The organism is Sphingomonas pseudosanguinis (assembly GCF_052056765.1).
In the GTDB taxonomy this organism is placed as follows: domain Bacteria; phylum Pseudomonadota; class Alphaproteobacteria; order Sphingomonadales; family Sphingomonadaceae; genus Sphingomonas; species Sphingomonas pseudosanguinis.
This window is the reverse complement of record NZ_CP189888.1, coordinates 2,839,953-2,866,926: the sequence shown is the minus strand read 5'-3', so window position 1 is coordinate 2,866,926 and position 26,974 is coordinate 2,839,953. Positions and strand designations below refer to the sequence as shown.

The 26,974-nt window shown below is 67.6% G+C and carries 24 protein-coding genes; 14 read left to right on the top strand and 10 right to left on the bottom strand.

Annotation, left to right across the window (positions count from 1 at the left end; translation table 11 throughout):
• The first annotated feature begins 163 nt into the window (after positions 1 to 163).
• The 3 genes from ACQHGV_RS13000 to ACQHGV_RS12990 are packed head-to-tail and all read left to right on the top strand — an operon-like array spanning position 164 to position 3,812.
• A complete protein-coding gene (locus tag ACQHGV_RS13000; protein WP_440978495.1) occupies positions 164 to 1,462 on the top strand; it encodes an MFS transporter in 1,299 nt (432 codons plus the stop codon).
• Positions 1,459 to 2,565: a metallophosphoesterase family protein gene (locus ACQHGV_RS12995; RefSeq protein ID WP_440978494.1), complete on the top strand. Its 1,107-nt coding sequence runs from the start codon at positions 1,459 to 1,461 to the stop codon at positions 2,563 to 2,565. Before ACQHGV_RS13000 ends, ACQHGV_RS12995 begins: the two co-directional genes overlap by 4 nt.
• Positions 2,562 to 3,812 (top strand): arsenic transporter, encoded by a 1,251-nt coding sequence (locus ACQHGV_RS12990; RefSeq protein ID WP_440980210.1) that lies wholly within the window; start codon positions 2,562 to 2,564, stop codon positions 3,810 to 3,812. Before ACQHGV_RS12995 ends, ACQHGV_RS12990 begins: the two co-directional genes overlap by 4 nt.
• Before the next feature lie 160 nt (positions 3,813 to 3,972).
• Here ACQHGV_RS12990 and ACQHGV_RS12985 read toward each other — a convergent pair whose 3' ends face one another.
• A complete protein-coding gene (locus ACQHGV_RS12985; RefSeq protein ID WP_440978493.1) occupies positions 3,973 to 5,196 on the bottom strand; it encodes a threonine synthase in 1,224 nt (407 codons plus the stop codon).
• A gap of 248 nt (positions 5,197 to 5,444) precedes the next feature.
• Here ACQHGV_RS12985 and ACQHGV_RS12980 point away from each other — a divergent pair, with 248 nt between their 5' ends.
• The 4 genes from ACQHGV_RS12980 (at position 5,445) to ACQHGV_RS12965 (ending at position 8,753) form a co-directional block, all read left to right on the top strand.
• Positions 5,445 to 6,194 carry a dienelactone hydrolase family protein gene (locus ACQHGV_RS12980; protein WP_440978492.1) on the top strand — a complete coding sequence of 250 codons (750 nt, stop codon included), beginning with the start codon at positions 5,445 to 5,447 and terminating at the stop codon, positions 6,192 to 6,194.
• A gap of 95 nt (positions 6,195 to 6,289) precedes the next feature.
• Positions 6,290 to 6,871 carry a TadE/TadG family type IV pilus assembly protein gene (locus ACQHGV_RS12975; RefSeq protein ID WP_440978491.1) on the top strand — a complete coding sequence of 194 codons (582 nt, stop codon included), beginning with the start codon at positions 6,290 to 6,292 and terminating at the stop codon, positions 6,869 to 6,871.
• On the top strand, positions 6,871 to 7,431 hold the full coding sequence (locus ACQHGV_RS12970) for a TadE/TadG family type IV pilus assembly protein (protein WP_440978490.1): 561 nt from the start codon (positions 6,871 to 6,873) through the stop codon (positions 7,429 to 7,431). The genes ACQHGV_RS12975 and ACQHGV_RS12970 overlap by 1 nt, the downstream gene beginning before the upstream one ends.
• A gap of 62 nt (positions 7,432 to 7,493) precedes the next feature.
• A complete protein-coding gene (locus tag ACQHGV_RS12965; protein ID WP_440978489.1) occupies positions 7,494 to 8,753 on the top strand; it encodes a pilus assembly protein TadG-related protein in 1,260 nt (419 codons plus the stop codon).
• Between the two features lie 25 nt (positions 8,754 to 8,778).
• Here ACQHGV_RS12965 and ACQHGV_RS12960 read toward each other — a convergent pair whose 3' ends face one another.
• On the bottom strand, positions 8,779 to 10,563 hold the full coding sequence (locus tag ACQHGV_RS12960) for an ABC-F family ATP-binding cassette domain-containing protein (RefSeq protein ID WP_440978488.1): 1,785 nt from the start codon (positions 10,561 to 10,563) through the stop codon (positions 8,779 to 8,781).
• A gap of 113 nt (positions 10,564 to 10,676) precedes the next feature.
• Between ACQHGV_RS12960 and ACQHGV_RS12955 the strand changes: the two genes are divergently transcribed.
• The 3 genes from ACQHGV_RS12955 to ACQHGV_RS12945 all read left to right on the top strand — a co-directional run bounded on the left by ACQHGV_RS12955 (position 10,677) and on the right by ACQHGV_RS12945 (position 13,108).
• Positions 10,677 to 10,994 (top strand): hypothetical protein, encoded by a 318-nt coding sequence (locus tag ACQHGV_RS12955; RefSeq protein ID WP_183950212.1) that lies wholly within the window; start codon positions 10,677 to 10,679, stop codon positions 10,992 to 10,994.
• A gap of 46 nt (positions 10,995 to 11,040) precedes the next feature.
• The gene (locus ACQHGV_RS12950) at positions 11,041 to 11,730 is read left to right on the top strand and encodes a response regulator transcription factor (protein ID WP_183950213.1); all 690 of its coding nucleotides are present in this window, start codon (positions 11,041 to 11,043) and stop codon (positions 11,728 to 11,730) included.
• 70 nt (positions 11,731 to 11,800) lie between these two features.
• Positions 11,801 to 13,108: a sensor histidine kinase gene (locus tag ACQHGV_RS12945; protein ID WP_183950601.1), complete on the top strand. Its 1,308-nt coding sequence runs from the start codon at positions 11,801 to 11,803 to the stop codon at positions 13,106 to 13,108.
• 306 nt (positions 13,109 to 13,414) lie between these two features.
• Here ACQHGV_RS12945 and ACQHGV_RS12940 read toward each other — a convergent pair whose 3' ends face one another.
• Positions 13,415 to 14,416, bottom strand: a complete 1,002-nt coding sequence (locus ACQHGV_RS12940; protein WP_440978487.1) for an LLM class flavin-dependent oxidoreductase — start codon at positions 14,414 to 14,416, stop codon at positions 13,415 to 13,417.
• A 49-nt stretch (positions 14,417 to 14,465) separates the two neighbouring features.
• Positions 14,466 to 16,712 carry a S8 family serine peptidase gene (locus tag ACQHGV_RS12935; protein ID WP_440980209.1) on the bottom strand — a complete coding sequence of 749 codons (2,247 nt, stop codon included), beginning with the start codon at positions 16,710 to 16,712 and terminating at the stop codon, positions 14,466 to 14,468.
• Between the two features lie 111 nt (positions 16,713 to 16,823).
• On the opposite strand from ACQHGV_RS12935, the gene ACQHGV_RS12930 reads away from it, so the two are divergent.
• The gene (locus ACQHGV_RS12930) at positions 16,824 to 17,489 is read left to right on the top strand and encodes a pyrimidine 5'-nucleotidase (protein WP_440978486.1); all 666 of its coding nucleotides are present in this window, start codon (positions 16,824 to 16,826) and stop codon (positions 17,487 to 17,489) included.
• Positions 17,490 to 17,491: 2 nt separating this feature from the next.
• Positions 17,492 to 18,319 carry a 2,3,4,5-tetrahydropyridine-2,6-dicarboxylate N-succinyltransferase gene (gene dapD, locus ACQHGV_RS12925; protein ID WP_183950217.1) on the top strand — a complete coding sequence of 276 codons (828 nt, stop codon included), beginning with the start codon at positions 17,492 to 17,494 and terminating at the stop codon, positions 18,317 to 18,319.
• A 389-nt stretch (positions 18,320 to 18,708) separates the two neighbouring features.
• Here the strand turns inward: dapD and ACQHGV_RS12920 are convergent, their stop codons facing one another.
• The gene (locus ACQHGV_RS12920) at positions 18,709 to 20,250 is read right to left on the bottom strand and encodes a glycine betaine ABC transporter substrate-binding protein (RefSeq protein WP_440978485.1); all 1,542 of its coding nucleotides are present in this window, start codon (positions 20,248 to 20,250) and stop codon (positions 18,709 to 18,711) included.
• Positions 20,247 to 20,990, bottom strand: coding sequence for an ATP-binding cassette domain-containing protein (locus ACQHGV_RS12915; protein ID WP_440978484.1), 744 nt, complete (start codon positions 20,988 to 20,990; stop codon positions 20,247 to 20,249). Before ACQHGV_RS12915 ends, ACQHGV_RS12920 begins: the two co-directional genes overlap by 4 nt.
• 151 nt (positions 20,991 to 21,141) lie before the next feature.
• On the opposite strand from ACQHGV_RS12915, the gene glpX reads away from it, so the two are divergent.
• Both glpX and ACQHGV_RS12905 read left to right on the top strand, forming a co-directional pair.
• Positions 21,142 to 22,104 (top strand): class II fructose-bisphosphatase, encoded by a 963-nt coding sequence (gene glpX / locus ACQHGV_RS12910; RefSeq protein WP_183950220.1) that lies wholly within the window; start codon positions 21,142 to 21,144, stop codon positions 22,102 to 22,104.
• A gap of 142 nt (positions 22,105 to 22,246) precedes the next feature.
• Positions 22,247 to 22,972: a CPBP family intramembrane glutamic endopeptidase gene (locus ACQHGV_RS12905; RefSeq protein ID WP_440978483.1), complete on the top strand. Its 726-nt coding sequence runs from the start codon at positions 22,247 to 22,249 to the stop codon at positions 22,970 to 22,972.
• 123 nt (positions 22,973 to 23,095) lie between these two features.
• Here ACQHGV_RS12905 and ACQHGV_RS12900 read toward each other — a convergent pair whose 3' ends face one another.
• The 4 genes from ACQHGV_RS12900 to ACQHGV_RS12885 are packed head-to-tail and all read right to left on the bottom strand — an operon-like array spanning position 23,096 to position 26,873.
• Complete coding sequence (locus ACQHGV_RS12900; protein WP_183950222.1) at positions 23,096 to 23,857, bottom strand: ABC transporter permease; 762 nt, start codon at positions 23,855 to 23,857, stop codon at positions 23,096 to 23,098.
• Complete coding sequence (locus ACQHGV_RS12895; RefSeq protein ID WP_440978482.1) at positions 23,854 to 24,786, bottom strand: ABC transporter ATP-binding protein; 933 nt, start codon at positions 24,784 to 24,786, stop codon at positions 23,854 to 23,856. Before ACQHGV_RS12895 ends, ACQHGV_RS12900 begins: the two co-directional genes overlap by 4 nt.
• A gap of 33 nt (positions 24,787 to 24,819) precedes the next feature.
• The gene (locus ACQHGV_RS12890; protein ID WP_183950224.1) at positions 24,820 to 25,527 is read right to left on the bottom strand and encodes a DsbA family protein; all 708 of its coding nucleotides are present in this window, start codon (positions 25,525 to 25,527) and stop codon (positions 24,820 to 24,822) included.
• Positions 25,524 to 26,873, bottom strand: a complete 1,350-nt coding sequence (locus ACQHGV_RS12885; RefSeq protein WP_440978481.1) for a M48 family metalloprotease — start codon at positions 26,871 to 26,873, stop codon at positions 25,524 to 25,526. Before ACQHGV_RS12885 ends, ACQHGV_RS12890 begins: the two co-directional genes overlap by 4 nt.
• Between the last annotated feature and the right edge of the window lie 101 nt (positions 26,874 to 26,974).

Below are 26,974 nucleotides of genomic sequence, written 5' to 3'. Positions count from 1 at the left end.
CCGTTCAAGATGACGGCGAATTCACCTTCGCAAAAATTCTGCCTTTTCAATCGAATGCAGGTCGGGGGTGGCGTGCGGTGGCGAAATGCCGCCGTCAGGGGCTTTAACCTGGGATATTTCAAACTGTTGCTGGGTTGGGCCGCGCATCATCTGGAGACGGTGCATGGCGACAGCTGCAGTTTCGAGTCCCCCGGCCAAGGGTTCGCCGGACAGGGGTCAGGATGCCGACCGCCGCCGTGCGACACGGTGGCTTCAGGCGCTGAATTTCTTCATGGCCGATATGCAGGCCGGTATCGGCCCGTTCCTGGGCGTCTTCCTGCAACAGCGCGGGTGGCAGACGGGGCCGATCGGCTCGGTCATGACGCTGGGTGGTGTCGCGGGCATGGTGATGACTGTGCCGGCGGGCGCGTTCATCGACCATACCGACAAGAAGCGCTGGGTGGTGGTCATCACCGGCATCTGCACGGTGCTGGCGTCCTTCCTGATCCTCTGGTCGCAGGCGGGCGTCGTCGTCGGCATCAGCCAGGTGGCGACCGCGATCGCCGGCGCGGCGATCGGCCCCGCCGTTACCGGCATGACGCTGGGCGTGGTTCGGCAAAGGGGCTTCAACGCGCAGAATGGCCGCAACCAGGCGTGGAACCATGCCGGCAACATGGTGGGTGCCGGGCTGTCGGGCTATCTCGGCTGGAAGTTCGGGATGACGGCCATCTTCTTCCTCGCCGCCGCCTTCGGGGTGCTGGCGATCATCTCGGTCCTGTCGATCCCCGAACGCGCCATCGACCACCGCGCCGCGCGCGGGCTGGAGGATGAGGATGGCGATGAGGATGCGGGCGGTCAGGCCGAGGGGTTCAAGGCGCTGCTCGCCAACAAGCCTATGCTGATCCTGGCAGCGGCGCTCGCCTGTTTCCATCTGGGCAATGGTGCGATGCTGCCGCTCTATGGTCTTGCCGTGGTCGGCGCGGGCAAGGGCGATGCGGCGATGTTCACCGCCACCACCGTCGTCGTCGCGCAGGCGGTGATGATCGTCGCCAGCCTGATCGCGATGAAGGTCGCTGCCGGGCGCGGCTATTGGCTGGTGGTGCTGATCTCCTTCGCGGCACTTCCCTTACGCGGGTTCCTGGCGGGCACCTTCATCGAGCATTGGGGCGTGTGGCCGGTACAGGCGCTCGACGGTATCGGTGCCGGATTGCAAAGCGTCGCAGTGCCTGGCCTCGTCGCCTGCCTGCTGAACGGCACCGGCCGGGTCAATGTCGGGCAGGGCGCGGTGATGACCATCCAGGGCGTCGGCGCCTCGCTGTCGCCGGCGATCGGCGGCTGGCTGGCGCAGGAACTGGGCTATCAGACCGCCTTCTACATTCTGGGCGGGTTCGCGGTCGCCAGCCTGGCGCTGTGGATCGGTTTCGCCGGCACGCTGCGCCCCGCCTGTTCCGGTGGCGCGAAGCCCGAGGAGGCCATGGCATGAGCGGCATTTGCTGGGTCCATATTGGCGACCTGCATCTGGACGAAGCGGATGACTGGCAGGGCCTCGACCGGCTGAAGACCATCGTCGCGCAGGTGAACCGCCACCTGGGCGAGGCGGATTTCGTCTTTGTGTCCGGCGACAACGCCAATCACGGTACGCCCGCGCAATATGCCCGGATGATGGACGCGCTCGCGCCGCTGTCGCTGCCATGGCGGATCATCCCCGGCGACCATGATTTCGAGCCGGGCGATCTGTCCCATTACGACGCCGCGATCCCCGAGGCGAACCGGCCCGAGATGGAGGTGATCGCCGGGCATCGCTGCCTGTTCCTCGACATCGTGTCGGCGGGGGCGGGCGGGCCCGATTTCCGGCTCACCATGCATCACCGCAATCGGCTGGCCGAGGAACTGGCGCGGGCCAAGGCGAGCGGACAGGTGCCGTTGGTCTTCATGCACGCCTATCCCGGCGATCTGGCGGCGGACGGAGACCTGATCGCGCGCCAGTTCATCGAGGGCGAGGTCGCCTTCGTCGACACCGGGCACACCCATTACAACGAACTGCTCAATGACGGCCGCGTCGTCTATGGCGCGACCCGCTCGACCGCGCAGATCGAGGAGGATGGCGGCGCGCCGGGCTTCACCATCGTCTGTGTCGAGGACCGGGTGGTCAGCTGGCGTTTCCGGCGGCTGGATGCGCCCTGGCCGCATGTTCAGATCGTGTCACCGAGCGATGTCCGGCTGATCACGCGGCCGACCGATCCGTGTCAGGTACCCCGGCCCGGCGCGGTCGAGGTGGTGGCGCGGCTGTTCGGCGCGGATACACCGCCCGTCGCGCGCGCCGGTGAAAGTGATACGCCGATGACGCGGGGCGAGGATGGCCTGTGGCGCGCGGCGGTGACGCTCATCGAAGGACTGAACGTGATCGAGGTCCGTTGCGGTGACGGTTACGACCGGATCGACTGTCTGGTGCGCGGTGCCCATGCCATCCCCAAGCGCCGCCTGCCCGTCGCACCCGGGGAGGATTGTCACGCCATCGGCGCCTGGCCTATCGCCGGGATCGATGGCGCCCGGCTCGGGCCGAACAAGAATGGGTGCGGATGGTGACGCTGGCTTATGGGGCCACCTGGGCGATTGCGGGGCTGGCGACGGCCGGCGTGATCGCGCGGCCGATGCGCTGGCCCGAATGGATCTGGGCGGTGACGGGCGCGGTGCTGCTGATCCTGCTCGGCCTGATGCCTTGGCACGAAGCGGGGCGGGCGGTGGCCAAGGGGCTGGACGTCTATCTCTTCCTGATCGGCATGATGCTGCTCAGCGAGACCGCGCGCGAACATGGTGCGTTCGACTGGATCGCCGCCACCGCCGTCAACATGGCGGGGCGGTCGCGCGCGAAACTGTTTGCGCTGGTCTATGCGACGGGCGTCGTCGTCACGACCTTCATGTCGAACGACGCCACCGCCGTCGTACTGACCCCCGCCGTGTTCGTCGCGGCCAAGAAGGCCAAGGCCGATCCGTTGCCGCTGCTCTTCGCCTGCGCGCTGATCGCCAATGCGGCCAGCTTCGTGCTGCCCATCTCCAACCCCGCCAATCTGGTCCTGTATGGCGGGCACATGCCGCCTTTGGGGGCGTGGATGGCGGCGTTCGCACTTCCGTCGCTGGCGTCGATCGCCGTCACCTTCGCGGTGTTGCGCGTCAGCCAGCGGGCGCGGATCGCCGGGGGATGCGAGTGCGACGTGGCGCGCGATGCGCTGTCGACCGGCGGCAAGCTGGCGATGGCGGGGATCGGGCTGACCGCGATCCTGCTGCTGGTCGTGTCGGCACTGGACATCGAACTGGGCCTGCCGACCGCGCTGGCGGGGATCGCAACGGCGGTGATCGTGTCGCTGCTGGCCGGGCGTTCGCCGCTGACGCTGGCCAAGTCGGTCAGCTGGGGCGTGCTGCCGCTGGTCGCCGGGCTGTTCGTGCTGGTCGAGGCGCTGGACCGGACGGGCGTGATCGCCTGGGTGGCGCGTGGGCTGCGTTCGATGCTGACCGACCCGACGCGTGCGGCGGCGATCTCGGGCACCACGCTCGCCTTTGTCAGCAACGCGATGAACAACCTGCCCGCCGGCCTGATCGCCAGCAGCGCGATCGCCCAGGCGCAGCCGCCGCAGATCGTCACCGACGCGCTGTTGATCGGCGTCGATCTGGGGCCGAACCTGTCGGTGACGGGGTCGCTGGCGACGATCCTGTGGCTTCAGGCGATCCGGCGCGAGGGGGAGGATGTGAGCTTCCTCGCCTTCCTGAAGGTCGGCGCGGTGGCGATGCCGTTGGCCTTGCTGGCGGCATTGGGGGTGCGGTTGTTGATCGGGTGAGGGTGGTTGGAGCGCGTGGGGCGTGGCCTTCGACGTCGCTCAGGCTGAACGAGGTTCAGGGGTGAAACCCAACATCCGTTCGCACTGAGCGAAGTCGAAGTGCACGCGGCGCGCTCGCCCCTTGGCCTTCGACTGCGCTCAGGCTGAACGGAGGTGGGGATCAAAGCGCCCCCAGATCGATCGCCCCATCCTTGTCCAGCCACTGATCCGCCGCCGGCATCGGGTATTTTAACCCGGTAGCGCAGTTGAACAGCACCACCCGCTCATCCTCATCGACCAGATTGTCGCGCACCGCCTGTTTATAGGCCGCCAGGGTCGCCCCGCCCTCGGGACAGAGCAACAGGCCGTCCTTCTTGGCGCAATCGTCGACGGCTTTCAGGATCGCGGGATCACCCACCGCCAGCGCCGCGCCGCCCGACTCGCGCACCGCCCGCAGGATCAGGAAGTCGCCGACGGCCTTGGGCACGCGGATGCCCGCCGCCACCGTCGCCGCGTCCTCCCAACGGGCCGCATGCTCCTCGCCCGCCTCATAGGCACGAACGATGGGCGCGCAGCCGCTGGCCTGCACCGCGTACATGCGCGGGCGCTTCGCGCCGATCCAGCCCAGCCGCTCCATCTCGTCGAACGCCTTCCACATGCCGATCAGGCCGGTGCCGCCGCCGGTGGGATAGAAGATCGCGTCGGGCAGTTCCCATCCCAGCTGGGTGGCGAGTTCGAGGCCCATCGTCTTCTTGCCCTCGATCCGGTACGGCTCCTTCAGCGTCGAGAAGTCGAACCAGCGCCCCTCGGCCGCGCCGCGCCCGACGATCGCGCCGCATTCGTCGATCTGGCCGTTGACCCGCCATACGCGCGCACCCTGGGCGGCGATCTCGCGGACATTGATCTCGGGCGTTTCCTCCGGGCACAGCACCACCGTCTCGATCCCGCAGCGCGCGGCATAGGCGGCGAGTGCGGCGCCCGCATTGCCATTGGTCGGCATCGCGATCCGGGTTACCCCCAGTTCGCGCGCCATGGCGACCGCCATGACCAGCCCGCGCGCCTTGAACGATCCGGTCGGCAGCCGCCCCTCGTCCTTGACCAGCACCGAACCGCCGCCCGAACGCGGGATGGGGATCAACGGCGTCTCGATCTCGCCCAGCGACACGATGCTCTCCGTCCGGCGGACGGGCAGCAGTTCGCGCCAACGCCACAAATCGGTCTCACGCGCGGCGATGGTGTCGCGCGATACCGCCTCGCCCAACGCCTCCAGGTCATAGCGGACCAGCAGCGGCCGGCCGGCGCGCGACAGGCCATGCAACTGGTCGGCCTCATAGCGCTCGCCGGTCAGCGAACATTCGAGATGGGTGACGAAAGTCGGGCGGTCTTCGGTGAGATTGCGGTTCATGGACGCCAACCTATCGGCGCCCCCGTCGCGGCGCCATAGCCTTGCGGCGGCGCGACATTTTATCCCGATCTCGTGGCGAGCCGGTCGATCACCCCGCCGCTCCGGATCAGCGTCAGCAGGCCCAATCGCCGGTTCGCATGTCGCTCGTCCGTCATGATGGACAGGATAACCGGTCGCACGCCCCCCGCAATCCGTTGTGCGGGCGGGTCCGCAATGTCAGGAGCGAGGGCGATACCGAACGGAAGGCGATGCTCATGATCCTACGCAGCGACGAGACCCAGGATGTCGAGGTGCCCGGCGGCGGCGCGATGCGGATGCACCTCTTCCGGCCCGCGATCGAGGGGCAGTTCCCCGGCGTGATGCTGTTCTCCGAAATCTATCAGGTGACCGCGCCGATCCGGCGGCTGGCGGCGATGCTGGCGGGGCAGGGCTATGTTGTCGCGGTGCCGGAGGTCTATCATGAATATGAGCCCGCCGGCACCGTCCTCGCCTATGACAAGCCCGGCACCGATCGCGGCAACGACCTGAAATTCACCAAGCCGGTCGCGGCCTATGACGCCGATGCCACGGCCGGGCTGACCGCGCTCGCCGCGCATCCGGCGTGCAACGGACGGCTGGGCACGTTCGGCGTGTGTCTCGGCGGGCACCTCGCTTACCGCGCCGCGCTCGATCCGCGCGTGTCGGCGGCGGCGTGCTTCTATGCGACCGACATCCATTCGGGGACGCTCGGCGAGGGACGCCGGGACGACAGCCTGGCGCGGATGGACGAACTGAAGGCCGAGGCGCTGTTCGTCTGGGGCCGGCAGGACCCGCATGTCCCCTATGCCGGGCGTGAGGCGATCCGCGCGCGGCTGGAGGCGGTCGGCGCGTCATACGAATGGCATGAGGTGAACGGCCAGCACGCCTTTCTGCGCGACGAAGGCCCCCGTTACGACCCGGCGCTGTTTTTGCAGGCGATGGACTGGACGCTGGCGCTGTACCGACGCGCGCTTCGCTGATCCCGGTGCGGCTATCGACGGGCGTTTACCAAAAGCGTTGGGGGAAGTTTAACGGGTTGTGACCAATTTGGACGGCAAAAGGATCACGCCCGTCCATGGCCCGCTTTCTCGCCTCACTTCGTCGCGCACCGCGCCGGCGTCCGATCCTTGGCGATCGGCGTGGGGCGGTGATCGTCGAGTTCGCGCTGGTCGCCGCGCCGCTGATAACGCTCATCTTCGCGATGATCTTTGCGAGCCTGGCTTATTTGGCGCAGGAGGCGCTGGAGAGCGCGGTCGAGATTTCCGCGCGCAGCATCATGACCGGACAGAGCCAGTCGAGCGACATTCAGGGGCTGTCCCAGGGGATGACCCGCGCGCAACTGGCCGAACGCTTTCGGAAAAAGGGCTGCGAGAACCTGCCCGGCTTCATGTCCTGCGACCGGCTCTATGTCGAGGTGAAGGCCGCATCGTCGGGCAACGGCCTGCTCGACAGTGCAGTGCGGCTGGTGATCGATGCCAGCGGCAAGATCGGCGTCCCGCTATCCTACGATCTGGGCAGTCAGGGCGCGATCGTCATGGTGCGCTTTTATTATCGCTGGCCGATGCCGATCGCGCCGACCGCAAATCTGAATTCGTGGGGCTCCGGCTCGGCAGTGCTCGTCGCGACCTCGGTCGCCAAAACGGAATCGTACAACTGATGCCGCGTCTTCCCTTTTTGCGCCGCCCGGTCTCGCCGGTGACGGGTGATCGACGCGGCGTCGCGGTCGTCGAATTCGCGCTGATCCTGCCGGTCATGCTGCTGCTCTATTTCGGCGGCGTCCAATTGCAGGATGCGATCGCCTGCGACCGCAAGGTCTCGATCGCGACGCGAGCGCTCGCCGATCTGATCGGACAGAATCAGAGCGGTACGATCTCCGCAAAGGAGGTCCTCGACAGCCTGAACGCGGCGACCCAGGTGCTGGTGCCGTTCGCCAGCGATCCATCCAAGCTGCGGATCAGCGCCATCGCGTCCGACGACCATGGCCGCATCATCGTGCAGTGGAGCCAGGGACTGCGCATGACGCCCTATCGCCGGGGGCAGCAGATCACGGCACCTACCAGCACTATCACGCCCGGCACCTACGTGCTGCTGGCCGAGGTCGATTATGCCTATTCTCCGCCGGTCCGGTTCGGAAATATCGGGCCGCTGACGCTGGGTGACCAGCTGTTCATGGTGCCGCGGAACACCGACAAGATCGATTGCCCGGATTGCCAATGACCAGCATTTTCCCAGCCAAGCGCCCGTTCCGGTCTATGCTCCGCCATCGGCGGGGCAATGTCATGCTGCTCTTTGCGCTGACGTTGCCGGTCCTGACCTTCGGAACGGGCATGGGGATCGACTATGCCCAGGCGATGAAGGCGCAGACGCGGCTTAACGCGATTGCCGATGCCGCCGCCCTGTCGGCCGTCAACAAGACCATGATGGGCAGGAGCGACAGCGAGGCCGCCGCCTATGCGCGTCAGGTGTTCATGGACCAGTACCGGGCGATGCTGGACACCGGCAGCGTCACGGTCAATCAGCTGAACGTCCAGACGGTGACCGACAATAGCGGTCGTCGTACCGCGTCGATCAGCTATTCCGGTGCGCTGCGCAACAGTTTCGGCCAGATCCTGGGGCGCGACTGGATGGCGATCGCGGGCAAGTCGGCGACGACCAATGCGGTCGCGCCCGACATCGATTTCTACATGCTGCTCGACGTATCGGGATCGATGGCGTTGCCGACGACGACGGTGGGCCTGAAAAAGGTTGCCGACAGCAACAGTCGCGGATGCCGCTTCGCCTGCCACTCGGTCAACGACGTTCAGGGGCGTGACGCCAAGGGCAAGATGACCGACCTGTATGGGGTCGCGAAATCCTATGGCCTGTCGCTTCGGATCGATGACGAGGGCCGGGCCGTGTCGCAGTTGACCGACACCGCCAAGACTACCGCCAGCCGCAACGGCGCGAATTATCGCATCGCCATCCACACCTTCCGGGGGCGTGGCGGCTTCACCACGTTGCAAAGCCTGACGAAGAACATGGCAAAGGCGGCGACGAAGACCAAGTATCTGGTTCCGTCCCTCTTCTACAGCAACGGCTGTCCGACCCAGGAGTGCCGTGACGACGATGTCGGAAAGGGCGACCTGGATTCGGCGCACAGCGATGCGTTCGACCGGGTCAACGAAAAGATTTCCAATCCCGGCACCGGACAGCGCGGCACCACACCGCAGGCGGTAGTCTTCGTTGTAACCGACGGCATGCGCGACGAGTATCGCAGTGGCGGCAGGCCCGAGATCAACATCGACCCAGCCAAATGCGAGCAGCTGAAGAGCCGCAAGATCCGGATCGCGATCCTCTATACCGAGTATCTGAAGGAAGCACTGGAGAACGATGCCTGGTCGCAACAGAATGTCGCGCCCTATCTCTACAAGGTCGAACCGGCGCTTCAGGCCTGCGCATCGCCCGGCCTTTATACCAAGGTGTCGACCGACCAGGACATTTCCAACGCGCTGGATGCGCTGTTCCGGACCGCCGTCGCGACCGCGCGCATCACCCAATAGGTGACGCGCGGCGGCGCGGCGCGGCTCAGCCCGCCAGCGCCTCGACTTGTTCGGCGAGGTCCAGCCAGCGCATCTCGGCCTCGTCCTTTTCGTCGCGCGCCTTTTCGATCGCCTTCATCAGCCGGTCGAACTGCGCGGGGTCCTTGGCGTAGAGATCGGGATCGGCCAGCCTGGCCTCGTCGCGCGCGATACCCGCTTCCAGCTCCTCGATCCGCTTGGGCAGCAGCTCGTAATCGCGCTGGTCCTTGTAGCTCAGCTTGGTCTTCGCCTGTGCGGGTGCGGCGGGGGAGGGGGCGGCCTTTGCCGGGGCCTTCTTCGCTTCGGGCGCGGCCTTGCGCTTGGCGACCCAGTCGGCATAGCCGCCCGCCACGACATCGACCGTGCCCGAGCCGTCGAGGCCCAAAGTCACCGTGACCGTACGGTCGAGGAAGTCGCGGTCGTGGCTGACGATCAGGACGGTCCCGTCATAATCGCCGATCACCTCCTGGAGCAGATCGAGCGTCTCCAGATCGAGATCGTTGGTCGGCTCGTCGAGGACCAGCAGGTTGGATTCGCGCGCGAACTCACGCGCCAGCAACAGGCGCGAGCGCTCGCCGCCCGACAGCGTCCCGATCTTCGCCTCGGCCAGCGAGGGGTCGAACAGGAACTCCTTCAGATAGCCATGGATGTGCTTGCGCACTCCCCGCACGTCGATCCAGTCGCCGCCATCCGCCAGTACCTCGCGCACGCGCTTCTCGGGCGCCATCAGCTTGCGCTGCTGGTCGATGATCACGCCGTCGAGCGTCTTGGCGAGGAAGACCGTACCTTCGTCCGGCTCGATCTCACCGGTCAGCAGCTTCAGGAGCGTCGTCTTCCCGGCGCCGTTTGCGCCGACCAGGCCGATGCGGTCGCCGCGCGTGACCTTCAGGCTCAGGTCCTTGATGATCGTGCGGTCGCCGTAGCGCTTGGTGACATGCTCGGCCTTGATGACCTCCTTGGTCTTCACATCGTCCGAGGCGATGCCGAGCTTGGCGGCCCCCTGCGGCCCGATCATCGCGGCGCGGGTGGCGCGCATCTGGACCAGCTTTTCCAGCCGGCCCTGGTTGCGCTTGCGCCGCGCGGTGACGCCGCGATGGAGCCAATGCTCCTCGATCTTGAGCTTGGCGTCCAGCTTCTCGGCGGCGCGCTGTTCCTCGGCATAGACCTGTTCGGTCCAGGCGTCGAAGCCGCCGAAGCCGACCTCGTTGCGGCGCATCTGCCCGCGATCCAGCCACAGCGTCGACTTGGTCAGCCGGGTCAGGAAGGTCCGGTCGTGGCTGATCACCACGAACGCGCCGGTGAAGCGCTTCAGCCAGTCCTCCAGCCATTCGATCGCGGCGAGATCGAGATGGTTGGTCGGCTCGTCGAGCAGCAGCACATCGGGGTTCATCGCCAGCGCACGCACAATCGCCGCGCGCCGCTTCTCGCCGCCGCTGGCGGTCGACGCGTCGCGGGTCAGGTCGATGCCCAGCTGTCCGGCGATCGCCTCCGCCTCGTAACTCTCGGGCGCGCCCTCGCCCGACAGGACATAGTCCATCAGCGTGGCACAGCCGGTCAGGTCGGGGTCCTGTTCGAGATACACGACATGGGTGCCCGGCACGATCATGCGCCGCCCCTCGTCCGAATCGATGATCCCGGCGATCAGTTTGAGGAGCGTCGACTTGCCCGCGCCGTTGCGCCCGATCAGCGCCAGCCGGTCGCGCGGACCGATATGGATGTCGAGATGCCGGAAGAGCCAGCCCGAGCCTTGCACAAGGCCCAGGTCTTCATAGGAAAGAACGGGTGCTGCCATGATGGCATTGCAGTTAGGCGCGGGGAGGGAACCCGGCAAGCGCCTCGCGCGCTGTCGCGCGGCTGCACGATCCATTCAGAGGTTGTTCAACGGTTGCCCTCTATGCCACACCCATGTCGATGACCGTCTTTCTGGCTCTGCTCGCCGCACCGATGGGTCCGCCGCCGATGACCGGTGCCATGCTGGGCATGGGCGCCGATCAACGTCGCGGCGATCAGATGCGTGCGGCGCAGGCGCGCAAGGAAGGCAATCTGTCGCTGCGCGAGATCGAGGCGCGGGTGGTGCCGACGATGCGCGACTCGCAATATATCGGCTTCGACTATGATGCGGGCGCGGCCATTTACACGCTGAAGTTCCTGCGCAATGGCACCGTCATCTGGGTGGAGGTCGACGGCCGCACCGGCAAGGTCATCGGTCGGACCGACGGCTGATGCACCGGCTGGCCGGCAGCCCCATGACAATACAGGGAGTTTTGCGATGCGCGTTCTGATCGTCGAGGACGAGCCGAATCTGGGCCAGCAGCTGAAGTCCACGCTGGAGGGGGCGGGCTATGCCATCGACCTCGCGACCGATGGCGAGGAGGGGCATTTCCTCGGCTCGACCGAGAATTACGACGCGATCGTCCTCGACCTCGGCCTGCCCGAGATTGACGGGCTGACCGTGCTCGACCGCTGGCGCAAGGAGGGCAAGACGACCCCGGTGCTGGTCCTGACCGCGCGCGACAGCTGGTCGGACAAGGTGGCGGGGCTGGATGCGGGCGCCGACGACTATGTCGCCAAGCCGTTCCAGACCGAGGAGCTGATCGCCCGGCTGCGCGCGCTGATCCGGCGTGCCAGCGGCAACGCCTCGTCCGAGCTGACCGCCGGCGACGTTCGCCTCGACACCCGGTCGGGCAAGGTCACGCGCGCCGGTGAGCCGGTGAAGCTGACCGCGCAGGAATATAAGCTGCTGAGCTATCTGCTCCACCACAAGGGCAAGGTGGTCAGCCGTACCGAGCTGATCGAGCATATCTACGACCAGGATTTCGACCGCGATTCGAACACGATCGAGGTGTTCGTGACGCGCATCCGCAAGAAGCTGGGCCAGGATGTGATCACGACCATTCGCGGTCTGGGCTACAGCCTGGACGATCCGTCGGCGGGCGGGGCGGCGGGCTCGGCGGCCTGATCCGGATTTCTTCGTGAAGGACGGTCTCATCTCGCGCCCGACCCTGCGGACGGGGTCGTTGTCGCGCCGCATGATCCTGATCGCCGCCGGGTGGATCATGGTCCTGCTGGCGGGCGGCGGCTTCGCGCTCGACCGGGTGCTGGTGTCCGCCGTCACGCAGAATTTCGACGACCGCCTGTCCTATGTCCTGCGCTCGCTGCTCGTCTCGGCGGAAATCCAGCAGGGCGAGGTGTGGTTCAGCCGCGAGCCGGCCGATCAGGCGTTTCTGGAGCCGGGATCGGGCGTCTATTGGCAGGTGTCCGCGCCGGGACGCGAGGCCTTTCCCTCGCGTTCGCTATGGGATCGCCAGCTCGCTTACGGCACGCGGCATAATGACGATGCCGTCCACACCTATAACAGCAACCAGTTTCCCGACGAAAAGCTGCGCATCGTCGAACGCGATGTGAAGCTGCCCGGCTCGGACGTGCGCTGGCGCTTTCAGGTGGCGCAGAGTCGGCAGGGGCTGGACGCCCAGATCAGCGCGCTCCGTCGGACACTGGTGCGCAGCTTCGCGCTGCTCGGCGTCGGGCTGTTGCTGATGGCGGCAATGCAGACCTTCTACGGCCTCTATCCGCTGCGCCGGGTGCGCGAGGAGATCGCGGCGATGCGCGCGGGCAAGGCGAACCGCGTGTCGGACGCCATGCCCAACGAGGTCGCGCCGATGGTGGAGGAGCTGAACGCCCTCATCGAGCATAACGAGAAGCAGGCCGAGGAGGCGCGGCGCCATGCCGGCAACCTCGCGCATGCGCTCAAGACGCCGTTGACCGTCATCATGAACGCCGCGACCGCGCGCGCCGACGATCTGGCCGACACCGTCATTCGCGAGGCGCGCACGATGCGCCGTCAGGTCGACCACCATCTCGCCCGCGCCCGCGCGGTCGGCCGACGCGGCTCGGCGCACAGCCGCGCCGAGGTCTGGCCCAGCCTGGAATCGGTCGAGCGTGCGGTCGGACGGCTCTATCGCCACGTCCGCATCGATGTGGACGGCCCGAAGGACCTCGTCGTCCATGTCGAGCGGCAGGATCTGGACGAGATGCTGGGCAACCTCGTCGAGAACGCGGCCAAATATGGCGGCGGCAGCGTCTTCGTGACGGTCGGCGCGCAGGCCGGGTTCGTTGAAATCCTGGTGGAGGATGACGGCACCGGCATCCCGGAGAATGAACGCGTCCGTATCTTCGATCGTGGCGTACGGCTGGATACGGGCAAACCGGGCACGGGCCTGGGCCTCGCCATCGTGCGTGACGTGGCGGAGATTTACGGCGGGACGGTCAGCCTCGAGGAGAGCGAGGATCTGGGCGGGTTGCTCGTGCGGCTCCGGCTTCCGGCGGCGGTGGGGTGAACTGGTTTCGCGCGAAGCCGTGATGACGCGAAGATGATGGTTCGCGCAGAGGCGCGGAGGATGCGGAGAGATTGGGCGGCCCAAGCCGGAGCCCTCTCATTCCTCCCCTGAAAGGGGAGGTGGCAGCGCGGCGCGCTGACGGAGGGGTGTCACGTTCTCGATAGGGGGGACACCCCTCCACCATCCTGCGGATGGTCCCCCTCCCCTTACAGGGGAGGAATGATGGGGGGGCGGCTCAGCTTGCCGGCCTCACTGCGTCCTCTGCTCGAACAATGATCTTCGCGTCATCGCGGCTTCGCGTGAACATCAAGCCGCCACCGTTTCCAACGCATCCATCGCCTGCGCCGCGATCGCGATCGAGCGCTTGCGCGCGGCATGGTCGAAGATCGAACTGACAATCATCACCTCGTCCACCTTGGTCCGCTCGACGAATGCGGCCAGTTGGCGTTTCACCGTCGCGGGCGCGCCGATGGCCGAGCAGGACAGGACATGGTCGAGGATCGCCGACCCCTGTGCGCCCAGGCTGTCGCGATAGCCGGGGACGGGCGGGGGCAGCTTGCCCGGTCGGCCGGTGCGCAGCGCGACGAAGGCCTGCTGTTGCGAGCTCGCCAGCAATTCGGCTTCCGCATCGGTGTCGGCGGCGAAGACGTTGAAGCCCGCCATCGCATAGGGCTTGTCGAGCATGGCCGAGGGCCGGAAATCGCGGCGATAAATGGCAAGCGCATCGTCCAAAGCATCCGGCGCAAAGTGCGAGGCGAAGGCATAGGGCAGACCCAGCGCGGCGGCGAGCTGCGCACCGTACAGGCTCGACCCCAGCACCCACATGTGCGGGCGCGCACCCGCGCCTGGCGTGGCGACGATGCCGGTCTGGCCGTCATCGGCAAAATAGCTTTGCAGCTCCATCACGTCGCGCGGGAAGGCGTTGGGATCGCTGTCGAGCGGCCGGCGCAGCGCGCGCGCGACCCGCTGGTCCGATCCCGGCGCACGGCCCAGCCCCAGGTCGATCCGGCCGGGGAATAGCGCGTCGAGCGTGCCGAACTGCTCGGCGATGGTCAGCGGCGCATGGTTGGGCAGCATGATGCCGCCCGCGCCGATACGGATCGTCTTCGTCGCCGCGCCGACATGCGCCAGCACCACGGCGGTCGCGGCCGACGCGATGCCCTCCATGCCGTGATGCTCGGCCGTCCAATAGCGGTGATAGCCATGCGCCTCGGCATGGGCGGCGAGATCGGCGGCGTTGGCCAGCGCCTGGGCCACGGTGCCGCCCTGGATGACGGGGACCAGATCGAGCAGGGAATAGCGTGTCATGCCAACAAGATGGGGAGGCGCGCGCCCCATCGCCAGCTAAGACCGCGTATCAGAAGGACAAGCCGTACTTCATCGCCACGCCCCGCTCGGGCGGCAGCGCGGCGATATTGCCCGGATCGCGCCGCCAGAAGAGGTGGGTCGACAGCTCGCCCGCCCCCAGGGTGACGGCATGGCGCGCCTCGACCAGCAACTCGCGCCCGGTCGGCGATAGCGACAGGCGCCGCGCGTCCCAGCCATCGACGCGGCCACCGGCATAGTCCCAATGCACCGGCAGGTTCAGGTCGAGGCCGCCGGCCATCACCCGTATCGGCTGGGCGAGGCGCAGGTCGAACCGATCCCCGCCGAACAGCCCGGCCTTGCCCGCCTCGACCGACCAGCTCTGACTGGCGAGCGACCCGCGGCCCATGCCGCCATCGGCGCGCGTCCAGCCGTGCCGCCAGCGCCCGCCCAGCGACCAGCCGCCATCGCCCTGCCAGCGCGCGGCCCCCTCGGCGAACCAGCTGATGCCGCGTGGCTGGCCCAATGCCGAGCCGAACCAGCCGCCGAGCACGGTCGACCGTTCGTCGAGGTGCGACGCAGTCAGGCTGGTCGCGACCGGGCCGATATGGCGGTCGATGGTTACCGCCACCTGATCGTAACCGGGTGCGGTCATGCCGGGCGCGGCGGCGGCGGAGAAGCGGCCGCTCTCCATCGCCACGCTGACTCCGACGCCATACAGCGCATGGCGCAGCGCCGCCGAAGCCTGCGGCGCGCGGTCGAAGCCGAAGCCGGGGTCGCTGGTCAGGAAGGCGGGGCCGGCCTGGCCCGTCCAGCCGGCGATCAGCGCCTCGCCGCCGCTGGCAAAGCCGAAGCCAATCGTCGTGCGCGAGCTGACCGTCTGGGTCATCGTGCCGGCGGCGATACGGCGGGTCTGCGGCGTCGCGTCGCTCGGCACGATCGCGCGCAATCGCGCCTCGCCGGGCTGGACGATGCTGCTGGTCAGCGCGACCGTGCGCGTGCCGTCCGATACCAGCCGCGTGTCGATCTGGCCGAGCAGCGCGGTGCCGAGGATCGGGCGGGGCCCGGTGCGGGTAACGGTCGACGATAGATCGACCGCATAGGCGCGGGCATAGCCGTCCAGCGCAACAAGCCGCAGGTCGCGCGCCGCCGCATCGCCCATCGCGGCGGACAGCCGGGCATTGGCGGTCATCGACAGCGACGCACCCGTTCCTGCCACCCCCATGCCGCCGACCGGCTGGAAGGCGGCGGTCAGGTCCAGCGTGCCCCGGCCATAGACCGCGTCCGTCCCCGCCACGCCGGCATCGCGTGCGGTGCGCAGCAGCAGGTCGACGACCTGCGCGCCCGACAAATTGGGAAAGGCCTGAAGCAACAAGGCCGCCGCGCCGGTGATCTGCGGCGCGGCGAGCGAGGTGCCCGACCAGAGCTTGCGCACCCCGCTGGCATCCGGCGCCTCGACCTGCTCGCCCAGCGCGGTCAGGAAATGCGCGGCGGACAGGCCGGCGCGGTTGCTGAAGGCCGATATGGTGCCACTCTGCGCGACCGATCCGGCGATGATCACCTGCCCGCGCGCGATACTGGCGTCGTTGGCGATCTGGGCGAGGATGCTGGGGTCCGACTCGCCGTCATTGCCCGCCGCGATGACGACGATCATGCCCGCGGCGGTGGCGCGCCCGATCGCGGCCTTCACCGCGGCGGGCGGCGTTTCGTTGGACGCCAGCGAGATGTTGATCACGCGCGCCTGTGCGGTGCGGGCCGCGTCCAGCCCCTTGGCGACGGTGTCGAGCGGATAGGCGCAGCCGCCATCCGCGCCGCAGCTGCCCGGCCGATCGGCGCGCAGCACGACCAGCGTCGCGTCGAAGGCGACACCCTGCGCCCGCTTCCCGTCGCGTCCTCCGGCGGCGGTGAAGGCGACGGCGGTGCCATGTCCGCTCTCGTCCCCGATGCCGCGCGTACCGGCGACATCGGTGGAGCTGGCCGAAATGCGCCCGGCGAACAGCGGGCTCTGCGTATCGATGCCGGAATCGAGGATGCCGACGGGGACATCCTTGCCGGTCGCGCCCTTCTGATAGGCGGCCAGCGCGTTCATCGCCACCGCGCCCGCCGTCGCACGGTAGCCGGCGGTGTCGTAATTGGGGGCGGGGGTCGGTGCCGGCGTCGGGGCGGGGGTGGGCGTCGGCGTCTGGGTGGCGGCGGCGGGCGGCGTGGGGATGGACTGCACGCCTCCACCACCGCCGCCGCACGCGGAGAGAATCGCCCCGCCGCCCAGCACCGTGCCGATCCGTGCGGCGGCCCGCATCGCCACGATCCTCACCCCTGTTCCCCTCTCGCCCGTCATGATCCCGTTCGCCCCGATCTTAGGCCGCCTGCGGGTTGCGGCAAAGCGGTCTCGCGCCTACACGCTGCCCCCATGCTGCCCGCCCTGTTCCATATCGACGCATGGATCTTCGATCTGGACAATACGCTGTATCCGGCGAGTGCCAATCTTTTCGCCAATATCGACCGGCGCATGACCGAATTCGTCGGCGATCTGCTGGGTGTCGACCGCGAGCAGGCGTTCCGAATCCAGAAGGAGTATTTCCACGCGCATGGCACGACGCTGGCGGGCCTGATGGCCGAGCATGACGTCGATCCCGCCGCTTTCCTCGCCTATGTCCATGACATCGAGATGGATGTGCTGGAGGAGGACGCGCCGCTCGCCGCCGCCATCGCCAAGCTGCCGGGGCGCAAGCTGGTCTTCACCAATGGCGACAAGCCCTATGCGCTGAAGGTCCTCGACCGGCTGGGGCTGGGCAGCCATTTCGAGGCGGTGCACGACATCACCGCGATGGGCCTGGTCCCCAAGCCGCAGCCCTCGGCCTATGCCGGGCTGTGCGCGGCGTTCGACATCGACCCGACGCGCGCGATCTTCTTCGAGGATATGGCGCGCAATCTGGTGCCAGCGAAGGCGATCGGGATGACCACCGTCTGGGTCGACAACGGTTCCGAACAGGTGCCCGGCGATGCCGCGCGCGAGCATATCGACTATACCGTCCACGCGCTGACGCCGTGGCTGACGAGCATATTGGAGGATTGACCATGGCCCAAGATCTGGCCGCCACCATCGACGCCGCCTGGGAAAACCGGGCCGAGCTGGACTTCGCGACCCAGGGCGAGGCGCGCATCGCCGTCGACCGTGCACTGGCGCTGCTCGACCGGGGCGAGGCGCGTGTGGCCGAGCCCGACGGGAATGGCGGCTGGACCGTCAACCAGTGGCTCAAGAAGGCGGTGCTCCTGTCGTTCCGCCTGAACGACAATGTCCTGATTGACAATGGTCCGGGTGCCGGCCACTGGTTCGACAAGGTGCCGTCGAAGTTCAGCGGCTGGTCGGAGGCCGACTTCCGCGCCGCCGGGTTCCGTGCGGTGCCGGGCTCGGTCGTGCGGCGCGGCGCGCATGTCGCCAAGGGCGCGATCCTGATGCCCAGCTTCGTGAACATCGGCGCCTATGTCGGCGAGGGCACGATGGTCGACACCTGGGCGACCGTGGGCAGCTGTGCGCAGATCGGCAAGAACGTCCACCTCTCGGGCGGTGCGGGCATCGGCGGCGTGCTCGAGCCGCTGCAGGCGGGGCCGGTCATCATCGAGGACGGCGCCTTCATCGGCGCGCGTGCCGAAGTCGCCGAGGGCGTCCGTGTCGGCGAGGGCGCGGTCTTGTCGATGGGCGTGTATCTCGGCGCCTCGACCAAGATCATCGACCGCGAGACGGGCGAGGTCTTCCGGGGCCATGTGCCGCCTTACTCGGTGGTGGTGCCGGGCTCGACCCCGTCGGTCGACGGCAAGCCGGGCCTCTACTGCGCGGTGATCGTCAAGCGCGTCGATGCGCAGACGCGGTCGAAGACCAGCATCAACGACCTGCTGCGGGATTGATCCTTGCGCTGAACGCCTGACACTTGGCACGCCCCTCCCGCAGGCGAGTTTCAGGTCGGTCATGCCCCCCGGCATGACCTAAACGATGCGGGGCATCGTTTACCTGAAACTGGGATGGGGGAGGGAAAGCAGCAGGCGATGGTCTCGGTGAGACTCCATGCCCTCCCCAAACCCCTCCCGCTTGCGGGAGGGGCTTTAAAATTCACGGGAAGCCGCGAAGAATAAGTTTCGCGCAGAGATGCCGCACCCGGCGGCGGCCTTCATCTCGCTGCCCCGGCCCGTAATGAAAGCGCGACGCCCGCCAGGGGCGATCCCCCTCCGCGTTCTCCGCGCCTTCGCGCGAACAAAAATCTTTTGAACTTCGCGCCCTCGCGCCTTCGCGTGAACCCTTACAATCCCACCCGCTTTGCCAGCCACCGCGCCGCCGCCTCAGGACTTTCCTTCGCCGCATCGTCGCGGTCGACCCGGTAGTTCGCCTCGCGCATCGCCTCGACCGGAATCCGGTTCAGCATCGGCCGCAGCGCCCCGACGAACTTGGCATCCCCCGCCCGGTGCTTCGCCACCAGCAGCACCGCGTCATAGCCCGGTATCGCCCGCTTCGGATCGCTCAGCACGGTCAGCCGATCCGCCGCGATCCGCCCGTCCGAGGAAAAGGCCGAGATCACATCCGCGCGCCCGCTACCCAGCGCGCGGTACATGAAGGTCGGGCTGTACGGCGTCATGCTGGCGAAGCGTAAGCCATAAGCATCGCGCACCGCCGCCCATTCGGGCCGGTCGAGAAACTCCAGATCGCTGCCCAGTGTCAGGCGCGACGCGACGCGCGACAGGTCGGCGAGCGACCGCACGCCCAGCCGCCGCGCCGCATCCCCCTTCATCGCAAAGGCATAGGCATTCTCGAACCCCAGCGGCCCTAGCATCGCCACGTCGCGGGTCGCCGCCCAATCCTTGAGCGCCCCCAGCATCGCGGCGCGCGGCGGCGAATCGTGCCGGTGCATCGCGGTGGTCCACAGCGTGCCGGCATAGTCAATATAGACATCGACCCGCCCCGCCGCCGTCGCCTCGAACGCCACCGCCGAGCCCAGGCCGTCGCGATAGCTGACGCGGTAGCCGGCGCGGGTCAGCCGGTCACCGATCATCCGCGCGAGGATATATTGCTCGGAAAAATTCTTGGCCCCGATCACCACCTCGCGCGGCTGGTCGCCCCCTCGCGGCCAGAGCGGCTGGGTCGCCAATCCGCAACCGAGCGCGAGCGCGGCCAGCCCGCCGATCCACAGGCGCCGCCGCCGTGTCGCCAGTCCGCGCTCGACCAGTCCGATCAGCGCATCGACCGTCAGCGCCAGCGCGGCGGCGGCGAAGCACCCCGCCAGCACCAGCGCCCAGGCCTGGGTCTGAAGTCCGGCGAAGATCAGATCGCCCAGCGAGGGCTGCCCCACCGTCGTCGCCAGCGTCGCCGCGCCGATCGTCCACACCGCCGCTGTCCGGATGCCCGCCGCCAGCACCGGCGCGACGAGCGGCGCCTCGACCAGCCGCAGCTTCTGCGCGCGCGTCATCCCCACCGCATCGGCCGCCTGTAATACAGACCTGTCGAGCCCGGTCAGCCCGGTCACACCGTTGCGCAGGATCGGCAGCAGCGCATAGAGCGTCAGCGCCAGCAGCGAGGGCAGGAAGCCCAGCGCGGGTATCCCGCCCCCGACCAGTCCCGACAGGGTCAGCAGCAGCGGATAGAAGAGCGCGAGGAGCGCCAGCGCCGGAATGGTCTGCACCAGGCTGGCCAGCCCCAGCGCGACCCGCGCCAGCCCCGGCCGCCGGGCACAGGCGAAGGCCAGCGGCACCGCGATCGCGATGCCCAGCAGCAATGCCGCCATGCTGACCAGTACATGCTGCGCGAGCAGCGGCGGCACACGGCCCAGCGCGTCGAGAAAGGCGCTCATCGGGCCAGCGCTGCCAGCCGCTCGGCCTGATGCCGGGGGACCGCCATCAGGCTCTGCGCGACCGGGCCGCCTTCGCCAGCCACCAGTTGCGCGGGCGTCGCATCGGCGACGATCCGCCCCCGATCCATCACCAGCACGCGCGAAGCGGTGAGCAGCGCCTCGGCCATGTCATGCGTGACAAGCAGTGTGGTCAGCCCCAGTCGTTCATGCAGATCGACCAGCCGCCCCGCCACCGCATCGCGGGTGACGGGATCGAGCGCGCCCAGCGCTTCGTCGAGCAACAGGATCGGCGGTGCGGTCGCCAGCGCACGCGCGATGGCGACCCGCTGGCGCTGTCCGCCCGACAGCGCCTCGGGCATCCGCGTCGCCACGTCGCGGTCCAGCTCGACCAGATCGAGCATCTCGCCGACGTGGTCGCCGACCGGCTGGCCGGTCAGGGACAGGCCGATCGCGATATTGGCGGCGACCGTCATATGCGGGAACAGGCCATGTTGTTGAAACACATAGCCGATCCCCCGGCGCAAGACGTGCGGGGGCTGGTCGGCGACATCGCGGCCATCGACCGTCACCGATCCCGAATCGGGGTCCTCCAGCCGGTTGATCATGCGCAGCAGCGTCGACTTGCCCGATCCCGACGCACCGACCAGCGCGACGAAACTGCCACGCGCGATGGTCAGCGTGACATCATCGACCGCCGCCAGCGCGCCGTAACGGCGGCTGACGCGATCGAGCGCGATCATGGGGGGCGTGGGATTCACGGCCCCACAACGCCGAATGGCCGCATTCCGTCTCATTCCGTCATGTTTCGGGGCTATGCCTTGTCTACGCCAGACGATAAGGCGTGTAAAACATGTTCAACAAGACGGTCGTGCAAGCCGTCAGGAGAGTAAGATGACCCAGACCGCCAGCCAGGTTCTCGACCGCGTCCTCGTCCTCGAAATGGTTCGCGTGACCGAGGCGGCGGCGATCGCGGCGTCCACGCTGGTCGGGCGCGGCGACGAGAAGGCGGCGGACGCGGCAGCGGTCGAGGCGATGCGTGCCGCGCTCAACGAACTGGAGATGGACGGCACCGTCGTCATCGGCGAGGGCGAGCGCGACGAGGCCCCGATGCTGTTCATCGGCGAGAAGGTCGGCACCGGCAACGGCCCCGAGATCGACATCGCGCTCGACCCGCTGGAGGGCACGACCATCTGCGCCAAGGCGGGTCCGAACAGCCTGGCGGTGCTGGCGATCGCCGAGAAGGGCCATCTGCTTAACGCGCCCGACGTCTATATGGACAAGATCGCGGTCGGCCCCGGCTATCCGGCGGGTGTCATCGACCTGGATCGCAGCCCCAGCGACAATATCCGCGCCATCGCCGAAGCCAAGGGGGTCAAGCCCTCCGACATCGTGGTGTGCGTGCTCGACCGGCCGCGTCACGAGGGGCTGATCGCCGAGCTGCGTTCGCTGGGTTGCGGCGTGGTGCTGATCGGTGACGGCGACGTGGCGGGGGTGATCGCGACGACCGATCCGGAGACGACGATCGACTGCTATATGGGTTCGGGTGGTGCGCCCGAGGGCGTGCTGGCCTGCGCCGCGCTGCGCTGCGTCGGTGGGCAGTTCAAGGGGCGGCTGCTGTTCCGCAACGATGCCGAGCGCGCACGGGCGCACAAATGGGGCGTGACCGACCTCGACAAGCAATATGACCTGACCGAGCTGGCGCAGGGCGACTGCATCTTCGCCGCCACCGGGGTTACCGACGGCTCGCTGCTGGCGGGGGTGAAGCGGCATGCCAAGGTGATGACGACCGAGAGCGTGGTGATGCGCGCCTCGTCGGGCACGGTGCGCTGGGTGAAGGGGCAGCATCGGCTTTGATCTGCGGGGATGAGGGCATCGTCTGGATCAAGCCCCTCGCCTTCAGGGGAGGGGTTGGGGTGGGGCCTTTCCACCAGCGCCGGGTATGCGGAAGCGCCCCACCCCCGACCCCTCCCCTGAAGGGGAGGGGGGATCGATACCCATGCCTCCCGCGCTAACCGCCGCCCTCCTGCTCCTCGCCGCGCTCGGCGGAATCTGGTGGTTCCAGAAGGGCGACCTGGGCGAGTATCGGCGGTTCAGCGCGCTGAACGACGGCCATTCGCGGCGGATGCGGTTCCGGCTGTGGCTGGTCCGCTCGGCACTGGCGTTCCTGTTACCGGTGCTGGTCGGGCTGGTGCTGCTCGGCCGGACCGACGCGCTGGTCATGATGCCGGGCGAGTTCGCCGCCATCGCCGGCCTCATGCCGCCGATCTTCGACAGCGGCGAGGCGATGCAGGGGATGCTGATCGGCGGGGCGATCGGCGGGCTGGCCGTGGGGGCGGTGCTGGCACGCGTCCGCAAGCGCAAGCCGCTGGGCAATATCTCCGCGCTGCTGCCGCGTGATCGGCGCGAAGTGAAATATGCCGCCGGGCTCAGCATCATGGCGGGGGTGACCGAGGAGGCGTTCTTCCGCCTCTATCTGCCGCTGCTGGTCGCGATGGTGACGGGGCAGGCGGGGATCGGTTTTATCGGCTCGCTGATCCTGTTCGGGGCGATGCATCGCTATCAGGGCTGGGTCGGGGTGATCGCCACCACCGCATTGGGGGCGGTGATGACCGGGCTGTATCTGATGACCGGCAGCTTGTGGGTGGTGATGCTGGTCCATGTGCTGGTGGACCTGAACGGATTGGTGGTGACGCCGGTGCTGGGCGGGGTGTGGCGGAAGTAATTATCCTCCCCTGTAAGGGGAGGTGGCAGGCGTAGCCTGACGGAGGGGTGTCGCGCTCTCGGTACGGGGACACCCTTCCACCAGCTTCGCTGGTCCCCCTCCCCTTGCAGGGGAGGAAAGACGTTAGTTCTTCAGTCGCCAGCCGGTGCGGAAGATCCAGCCGATCCATGCCAGGCACGCCAGCAGGAACAGCGCCGTCACCCCCAGGCTGACGCCGGGCGTCACGTCCGACGTGCCGAAGAAGGTCCAGCGGAAGCCGTTGATCAGATACACGACCGGGTTGAACAGCGTCACCGTTCGCCACGGCTCGGGCAGGATCGTCACCGAATAAAAGGCGCCGCCCAGGAAGGTGAGGGGGGTGACGATCAACAGTGGGATAACCTGCAACTGCTCGAACCCGCGCGCCCAGATGCCGATGGCGAAGCCGAACAGCGAGAAGGTCACCGCGACGAGCAGCAGGTAGAAGACCATCGCGACCGGATGCAGGATGCTGAGGTCCACGAACAGATAGGCGGTGGCCAGGATCACCAGCCCGATCACCATCGACTTACTCGCGGCCGCCCCGACATAGCCCAGCACCGTCTCGATCGGTGACAGCGGCGCGGACAGGATTTCGTACATCGTGCCGGTGAACTTGGGCATGTAGATGCCCAGACTGGCGTTCAGGATGCTCTCCGAAAAGATCGACAGCAGCATCAGGCCCGGCACGATGAACGCGCCGTACGGCACGCCCGAAACCTGATTCATCGCCGATCCGATCGCGGTGCCGAACACCACGAAATAGAGCGTCGTGGTGATCACCGGCACCATCAGGCTGGTCCACACCGTCCGCCGGAAGCGCGCCATTTCGAAGCGATAGATCGACCAGATGCCATGCAGGTTCATGCGCGTGTCCCCTCGACCAGATCGACGAAGATATCCTCCAGCGAGGATTTGTAGGTTTCCAGATCGTTGAACCCGATGTCCATGTCGCCCAGCTTGCGCAGCAGCGAGGGGATGCCGGTCCGCTCGGCGCGCGCGTCGAAGATGTAGCGCAGGCGCTTGCCCTCATCCTCCAGCGTCAGGTTCCACTCATCGAGGTCCGGCGGGATCGTCGCCATCGGCTCGGCCAGCGTCAGCACCATTTCGCGCTTGCCGAGCTTCTTCATCATCTCGGCCTTTTCCTCGACCAGGAGCAGTTTGCCCTTGGCGATCACGCCCACCCGGTCGGCCATTTCTTCGGCCTCCTCGATATAATGGGTGGTCAGGATGATGGTGACGCCGCGCTCGCGCAGCCGGTGGACCAGCTTCCACATGTCGCGGCGCAGTTCGACATCGACGCCCGCCGTCGGCTCGTCGAGGAACAACAGGTCAGGTTCGTGGCTCAGCGCCTTGGCGATCAGCACGCGGCGCTTCATCCCGCCCGACAGTTCCATCAGCTTGGCATGGCGCTTGTCCCATAGCGAAAGGTCGCGCAGCACCTGTTCGACATAGGCGGGGTTGGGCGCGCGGCCGAACAGGCCCCGGCTGAAATTGACCGTGTCGATGACGCGCTCGAACATGTCGACCGACAATTCCTGCGGCACCAGCCCGATTTTCCGACGCGCGCCCTTATAGTCGCGCAGCGCGTCATGCCCGTCGACGCGGATCGCGCCGGCCGAGGGCGTGACGATGCCGCACACGATCGAGATCAGCGTCGTCTTGCCGGCACCGTTCGGCCCGAGCAACGCGAAGATCTCGCCCCGCCGGATCTCCAGATCGACGGGCTGGAGCGCGGTGACCCCGCCCTTATAGGTTTTGGTCACGCCCTCGACGGACAGGATCGGGTCGGTCATGCGGCAGTCCCCCGTGTGAAGACCGCCGCTTTATCAACCGTTTCGGGCGTCGGCGATGGCCTTTTGCAATTGTTCGAGCGGCAACGCGCCCGACAGGATGCGGTTGCCGACGATCCAGCTCGGCGTACCCGTCAGGCCCAGCCGCCCGGCGGCCTCCAGATTGCGCGCGATCTCGGCATCCGCTTGCGGCTGGAACGCCGCCATCTTGGTCATGTCGACCCCGGCGGTCTTCGCCGCCGCCGCGATCGTCGCGTCGCTGACCGGCCCGCCGGCATAGAGCGCGTCGTGGAAGGCGGGGAACTTGCCCTGATTGGCGGCGAGCAGGCTGGCGCGCGCGGCCGCCTTGCTCGACGGGGCCAGGATCGGCAGCTCGCGATAGACGATGCGCAGCTTCGGATCGGCCTGGGTCAACTGCTTCAAAAGCGGCAGGCTGGCCCGGCAATAGCCGCAATTATAGTCGTAGAACTCGACCAGCGTGACGTCGCCCTGCGCATTGCCGCTATAGGCATTGCCGAACGGCTTGGTGAGGTCTGCGCCGATCGCCGCCACCGCCTTGCCCTGTTCGCGATCCTGCAGGCGCTGCATCGCCTCCGGGATGACCTCGGGGTGATCGAGCAGATAGGCGCGCACCGCCTCGCCCTGAACGCCGTGCGGGGCGGCGAGCTGCTGGATGCCGATCGCCGCGCCGCCGCCGATCAGGCCGCCGATCACCGCGACCGCGGCCAATGCCTTCACGCTCATTTGCGGCGCTTCTTCTTGGTTCCGGCTTCGGCGTCGGCAGAGGTCATCGCGATATCCTGCGCCCGAATCCATTCGGACGTGTTGGGGGGTAGGTTGGCGAGCGCATAGCGCGCGCTTTGAATGGCGGTGCGGTTGTCGCCCATCATGCTCGCCCGCTCGGCGGTGGCGAGCGCGGCGCGCGGCGTATCGCCTAGTTGCTCATAGGCGGTGCCGAGCTGGACCCAGGCGAAGGGATTGTCCTCGTCGCGCTGCACCGCGACCTTCAGGACCTTCACCGCCTCGGCCAGATGGCGCTTGTCCTCGGTCGCGATCAGCGCGTGGCCGAAGGTCGTGGCGATCAACGCATTCTGCCCCGACACCATCGTCGCTTCGCGCAAAGGGTTGAGCGCCTCTTGCGGATTGCCGGACTCGAGCAGGATCTGGCCCTGGATTTCGAGGAAATAGGGATCGTGCGGATCGCGCGCGATCAGGGCATTGGCCTCGGCATCGGCTTTGTCCGGGTAACCCGCCTTGTGATAGGCATAGGCGCGGGCATAATGCGCATAGACCGACTGATCGCTGGCCGGATATTTGTTCAGCGTCGTCTCGGGCGAGCCGACATAGCCGAGCAGCTTGGCCTTCACCCGCAGGAAGCGCTCCTGCAATCTGGCATCGACCGGCTTGTTCCACGCGGGCGCGGCCTGGAGATCGGCGGTCAGCGCCTGGATACGATCGCTCGACAGCGGGTGGGTCTGCGCGAACGGATCGATATTGGTGTAGCCGTAGCGATATTCCTGGTTCTGCAGCTTCTTGAAGAAGCTCAGCATCCCCTTGCCGGTGATGCCGGCGGTGTTCAGATATTTGGCGCCGGCCGCGTCGGCGGTCGATTCCTGCGCGCGGCTGAACGACAGGACCTTGCCCATCGCCGCCTGCTGGCCCGCCGCCATGATCCCCGCGCCCGCCTCGCCGCCGCCCGCCGCCATCGCGGCCAGCCCCAGCACCATCGACAGCAGGTACATGCCCATGGCGGGCTTCATCGCCGCATCGCCCAGCACGACATGGCCATCGGCGATATGGCCCAGCTCGTGCGCGACGACGCCCTGCACCTCGTTCACATTGTCCGCCGCCTGGAGCAGCCCCGAATGGACATAGACGATCTGCCCGCCCGCCACGAAGGCGTTGATCGAATCGTCGTTGATCAAGACAATCTTGACGGTGCGCGGCGACAGCCCGGCGGCCTTGATGATCGGCGCGGCCATCTCGGCGAACATGGTTTCGGTTTCGGCATCGCGCAGGATCGATTGCGCGGCCGCCGGCTGCGCCCAGAGGACGGCCGTGGCGGCGAAGGCGGCGATCAGACGCTTCATGATTCCTCTATCGACGGGTCGGGGGCCATACACAACCGGCTTTGCACGGGACCCCGCGATGGATAGCCTCTGCCAGCCGATGGCTGAACGCCGGGCGAACG